At 72.7% G+C, this 5,710-nt stretch carries 4 protein-coding genes; all 4 read left to right on the top strand.

Annotated elements, in window-relative coordinates; genetic code table 11:
* A partial coding sequence (locus tag ACFUVW_RS19065; RefSeq protein ID WP_430572877.1) for a riboflavin kinase occupies positions 1-403 on the top strand: 403 nt, incomplete at its 5' end.
* Between the two features lie 287 nt (positions 404-690).
* Positions 691-2,667 carry a heme peroxidase family protein gene (locus tag ACFUVW_RS19060; protein WP_430572876.1) on the top strand — a complete coding sequence of 659 codons (1,977 nt, stop codon included), beginning with the start codon at positions 691-693 and terminating at the stop codon, positions 2,665-2,667.
* A gap of 167 nt (positions 2,668-2,834) precedes the next feature.
* On the top strand, positions 2,835-3,104 hold the full coding sequence (rpsO, locus tag ACFUVW_RS19055) for a 30S ribosomal protein S15 (protein WP_429728443.1): 270 nt from the start codon (positions 2,835-2,837) through the stop codon (positions 3,102-3,104).
* A gap of 271 nt (positions 3,105-3,375) precedes the next feature.
* A complete protein-coding gene (locus ACFUVW_RS19050) occupies positions 3,376-5,619 on the top strand; it encodes a polyribonucleotide nucleotidyltransferase (RefSeq protein ID WP_430572875.1) in 2,244 nt (747 codons plus the stop codon).
* Positions 5,620-5,710: the final 91 nt, after the last annotated feature.

The following is a 5,710-nucleotide window of genomic DNA, read 5'->3' as shown; positions in this document are numbered from 1 at the left end:
CGGCCGCCCCCACCGCGTGCGCGGCACCGTGGTGCACGGGGACGCGCGCGGGCGCGAGCTCGGCTTCCCGACGGCGAACCTCGGGCACGCCGAGGGCATGGTGCCCGCCGACGGCGTGTACGCCGGCCGGCTGCTGCGGCCGGGGCTTGCGCAGGAGGACCCCGGCAACCCCGACGCGGACCTGCCCGCCGCCATCTCCGTGGGCACCAACCCGACGTTCGACGGGGTGGAGCGCCGCGTCGAGGCCTACGTGCTCGACCGGGACGACCTGGACCTGTACGGCGAGACGGTCGTGCTGGAGCTGGTCGAGCGGCTGCGCCCGACCCTGCGGTTCGACGGCATCGAGCCGCTCGTCGAGCAGATGCACGCCGACGTCGCGCGGGCGCGCGACATCCTGCGCTGAGCCCTCGCCCGGTCGCCGCGGCGGGAGCGGGTGAAAGACGGCCCGGTCGGTCACACGGGCGCCGGAGCCCGCTCCTTCCTGGCGTGACGGACCGGGCTGTGCCCGGCCCGTGGGCCGCGGTGGTACAGCGTCCCCGTCGCGGCGCGCCATCGCCCTCCCTGATCCACGGCGGTGGCCGCGTCGCAGCGCGCCGTCCCGGGCCGCCTCCGCTCTGACCGGCGGCGGCCCGGGACCCGCCCCGCGTCGGGCGGCGCCCGGCGCCCGCTTCTCCCGAGAGGGGCAGAGCCATGGCGGCTCAGCAGACCATCGAGCAGGAGGCGCCCGAGCCCGGGCACGACATCAACTCCGACCCGGTCGGCCGGACGGTCCGCAGCGTGCGCCACGGCGGCCAGGTCCGCCCGCGCCCTCGACCTCGCCCGCGTCCCGACCCCGACCCGGGGTCGTCGCCGGCACCCCTGCTGCACGAGACCGAGCTCGCCGTGCTCCGCGACATCCTGGAGGACCGGTTCGAGGCGACGACGTCGTTCGACTACCTCTTCCGCGGCCTGCGCGGGCGCTTCCCCGCCGCGCACCTGCCGGTCACCGACGGCGGTGACGCGCCCGAGGGGCCGATCGCGGGGCCGACCGTGGACTCGGTCGTCGCCGCGCTGAAGAAGCTCGGCGCGGGGATGATCGAGCCGGCGGGCCCGCCGAACCCGGCGCTGGACTCGACGATCCCCGCGATCTACACCTACTGGGGTCAGTTCATCGACCACGACATCACCCTCAACACCAACGGTCCGGACGGCCCGCCGGAAGCGGGGGAGCGGCCGCGGCCCGGCGACCTCGTGCTGGGCGACATCGTCTCGGACCCGTTCACGGCGTTCCCGCCCGAGGTGGTGGTGCGCAGCCTGCACAACGGCCGGCACCCGTTCCTCAACCTCGACAGCCTGTACGGCAGCGGGCCGCGGTTCCCGGGGGAGGCCGGACGGCGGACCACCCGCAGCGAGGCCGCGTACGCCACGACGGACCCGACCAAGCTCGCGCTCGGGCGGGTCGCGACGACGGCGATCCCGGGGTTCGAGCTCGTCCCGCCGGGCGACGACCCGCAGCGCGACCTGCCGCGGTTCTCGTCCGAGGAGATCGCGGGCCTCGACGTCCCCGAGGAGGAGCGCCCGGCCCCCGGGTCGGCGAAGATCCCGGACGGGCGCAACGACGAGAACCTCGTCGTGGCCCAGCTCCACCTGGCGTTCATCCGCTTCCACAACGCCGTCGTCGAGTGGGTCCGCCGCACCGAGCCGTGGCTCACGGTGGACGAGCGGGCGGTCTTCGACCGGGCGCAGCAGCTCACCCAGCGCCACTACCAGTGGCTGGTCGTCCACGACTACCTGCGCACCCTCACCAAGCCGGGTGTGCTCGACGAGGTGCTCGTGGAGCCGTCGCTGCTGTTCCGGCCCCGGCGCAAGGTCGCGATGCCGCTGGAGTTCGCCGTCGCGGCGTTCCGGTTCGGCCACTCCATGGTGCGGGGCGGCTACGACTTCAACCTCAACTTCGGCAAGGTCGTGCCGCCGGCGGCACCGCCGCGGGCCGCCTTCGGGAGCCTGGTGCAGCTGTTCGAGTTCACCGGGGGTGGCGGTCTCGTCCCCACGGGAGCGCCTCCCGGCGAGGTCCTGCCGTCGAACTGGCCGATCGACTGGGCGCGGTTCGTCGACAAGGGCGACCCGGACCGCCGTCGTGCCGCGGCGAAGATCGACCCGTTCCTGGCGGCCGGTCTGGCGACGATGCGCAACGAGGGCACCGACCCGGACCTGGCGCCCGGGATCAGCGCCCTGCTCAAGCAGCTCGCGCAGCGCAACCTGCTGCGGGGCTACTGGCTGTCGCTGCCCACCGGGGAGGCGGTGGCCGAGGCGCTGCACGTGCCGGTCCTGACCCCCGAGCAGCTCTCCCGCGACGCGTCGCAGGACGTCAAGGACGCGCTGGCGGAGCTCGACGGCACGCCGCTGTGGTACTACGTGCTCAAGGAGGCCGAGGTCCAGGGGAACGGCAACTTCCTCGGGGACGTCGGCAGCCGGATCCTGTGCGAGACCTTCGTCTACCTGCTCAGGGCCGACGACACCTCGTATCTCTCGGCGGGCTGGACCCCGGCGCAAGGGGTGCGGATCGACGGCGGGAAGATGATCACGACGATCACCGACCTGCTCCGGTTCGCGGGCGTGCTCGACATGGGCGACGGCAGCTTCCGGCAGGACGGCGGACGCCCCGCCGGTCACGACGGGGACGCCTGAGCGGCCCGCGGCACGACGTGTCGAGGGGCACGTCGCCCCTGCCCGGTCTCGGGGCGGGGGTGACGCCGTGCGCTGGTAGCATGGTGGGGCCGTACGAACGGCCGCGGATCCAGAGCGCCCCGGTGAACGAGTCCCGGAGCACCGCGCAACGACACCGAAGGAGAGCCATGCCGCTCGACGCTGCCACCAAGCAGTCCATCATCACCGAGTACGCCACTCACGAGGGCGACACCGGCTCGCCCGAGGTGCAGATCGCGCTCCTCACGCAGCGCATCAACGACCTGAACGAGCACCTCAAGGAGCACAAGCACGACCACCACTCGCGTCGTGGCCTGCTGCTCCTCGTCGGCCAGCGCCGCCGCCTGCAGGCCTACCTGCAGAAGGTCGACATCGAGCGCTACCGCGCGCTGATCCAGCGCCTCGGCCTGCGCCGCTGACTCTGCCGACCAGCCCGGTCACCCTCGCGGGGGCCGGGCTGGTCTGGTGTGATGTCCCTGTCGGCACGACGTCCCCGGACGACGCCGACAGACACCGACCGCACGGCGACGGGTGACCACCCGTCGCACCACCACCGCGCCGCCGGACCCTCGTCCGGTCCTCGGTAGTGGCCTCCCGAACCGTCCGGCCCGCGGGCCGGGCCCGGCTCCGTGGGCCTCGATCGAAGACCGCCGAGCCGCGGCGGCGCCCTCGAGATCAAGGAGGGCACCCGTGGAGGGTCCCGAGATCCAGTTCGCCGAGGCCGTCATCGACAACGGCCGCTTCGGCACCCGCACCGTCCGCTTCGAGACGGGCCGCCTCGCCCGCCAGGCCGCCGGCTCCGTCGCCGCGTACCTGGACGGTGAGACGATGCTGCTGTCGGCCACGACGGCCGGCAAGCACCCCAAGGACCAGTTCGACTTCTTCCCGCTGACGGTGGACGTCGAGGAGCGGCAGTACGCCGCCGGCAAGATCCCCGGCTCGTTCTTCCGCCGCGAGGGCCGCCCCTCGACGGAGGCGATCCTGGCCTGCCGCCTCATCGACCGCCCGCTGCGCCCGCTGTTCGTCAAGGGCCTGCGCAACGAGGTCCAGGTCGTCATCGACGTCCTGGCCATCCACCCCGACGACGCCTACGACGTGCTGGCGATCAACGCCGCGTCGGCGTCCACGCAGATCTCCGGCCTGCCGTTCTCCGGCCCGGTGGCCGGCGTGCGCGTCGCGCTGATCGACGGCCAGTGGGTCGCGTTCCCGAAGTACTCGGACCTCGAGCGCGCCGTCTTCAACATGGTCGTGGCCGGCCGCATCGTGGGCGACGACGTCGCCATCGCGATGATCGAGGCCGAGGCGACGGACGACGCCTGGAAGCTCATCAAGACGGAGGGCGTCGCCGCGCCGACCGAGGAGGTCGTCGCCCAGGGCATCGAGGCGTCGAAGCCGTTCCTCAAGGTGCTGTGCGAGGCGCAGTCCTCGCTCGCCGCCCAGGCGGCCAAGGAGGTCAAGGACTACCCGGTCTTCCTCGACTACCAGGACGACGCGTTCGCCGCCGTCGAGGACGAGGTCTCCACGACGCTGCGCGACGCGCTCGCGATCGCGGACAAGCAGGACCGCGAGAACCGCCTGGACGAGCTCAAGGACGGCCTGCTCGGCGCGCTCGGCGAGCGCTTCGAGGGCCGCGAGAAGGAGCTGTCGGCCGCGTACCGCGCGCTGCAGAAGAAGCTCATCCGCCAGCGCGTGCTCACCGAGGGCGTGCGCATCGACGGTCGTGGGCTCGCGGACATCCGCACCCTGTCGGCCGAGGTCGAGGTCATCCCGCGCGTGCACGGCTCCGCCCTGTTCGAGCGCGGCGAGACCCAGATCCTGGGCATCACCACGCTGAACATGCTGCGCATGGAGCAGCAGATCGACTCGCTCGGGCCGGTCACGCGCAAGCGCTACATGCACAACTACAACTTCCCGCCGTTCTCCACGGGCGAGACGGGCCGCGTCGGCAGCCCGAAGCGCCGCGAGATCGGCCACGGCGCGCTGGCGGAGCGGGCGCTCGTGCCCGTGCTGCCGAGCCGCGAGGAGTTCCCCTACGCGATCCGCCAGGTCTCGGAGGCGCTGGGGTCGAACGGCTCCACCTCGATGGGCTCCGTCTGCGCCTCGACGCTGTCGCTGCTCAACGCGGGCGTGCCGCTGAAGGCGCCGGTCGCGGGCATCGCGATGGGCCTCATCTCCGACACGGTCGACGGCGAGACCCGTTACGCCGCCCTGACCGACATCCTGGGCGCGGAGGACGCGTTCGGCGACATGGACTTCAAGGTCGCCGGCACCAGCGAGTTCGTCACGGCCATCCAGCTCGACACCAAGCTCGACGGCATCCCCGCCTCGGTCCTGGCCGGCGCGCTGACCCAGGCACGCGACGCGCGCCTGACCATCCTCGAGGTGCTCGCCGAGGCGATCGACGTGCCCGACGAGATGTCCCCGAACGCCCCGCGCGTCATCTCCGTGAAGGTGCCGGTCGACAAGATCGGCGAGGTCATCGGGCCCAAGGGCAAGATGATCAACCAGATCCAGGAGGAGACGGGCGCGGACATCTCCATCGAGGACGACGGCACCGTGTACATCGGCGCCACCGACGGCCCCTCGGCCGAGGCCGCCCGCGCGGCGATCAACGCGATCGCCAACCCGCACGTCCCCGAGGTGGGCGAGCGCTTCGTCGGCACCGTCGTCAAGACGACGTCGTTCGGCGCGTTCATCTCGCTCTCGCCGGGCAAGGACGGCCTGCTGCACATCAGCCAGATCCGCAAGCTCGTGGGCGGCAAGCGTGTCGAGAACGTCGACGACGTGCTGTCCGTGGGCCAGAAGGTCCAGGTCGAGATCGGTGAGATCGACCCGCGCGGCAAGCTCTCGCTCGTCGCGGTGACCGAGGACGAGAAGGCCGACGAGGCAGCCGAGCCTGCCGCTGCCGCCGCCACGGACGACGTGGAGGCCTGACGCTCTGATGTCCTGGCACCTCCCGCTCGTCCCCGCGGGCGAGCCCGGTGCCGACCTGACCGCCGGGCAGGACGGTGCGACCATCCGTCGC

The sequence above is a fragment of the Isoptericola sp. NPDC057391 genome, assembly GCF_042668085.1.
GTDB lineage: Bacteria > Actinomycetota > Actinomycetes > Actinomycetales > Cellulomonadaceae > Isoptericola.
The sequence above is the reverse complement of the archived record's forward strand: the minus strand, read 5'-3'. Positions and strand labels throughout refer to the sequence as shown.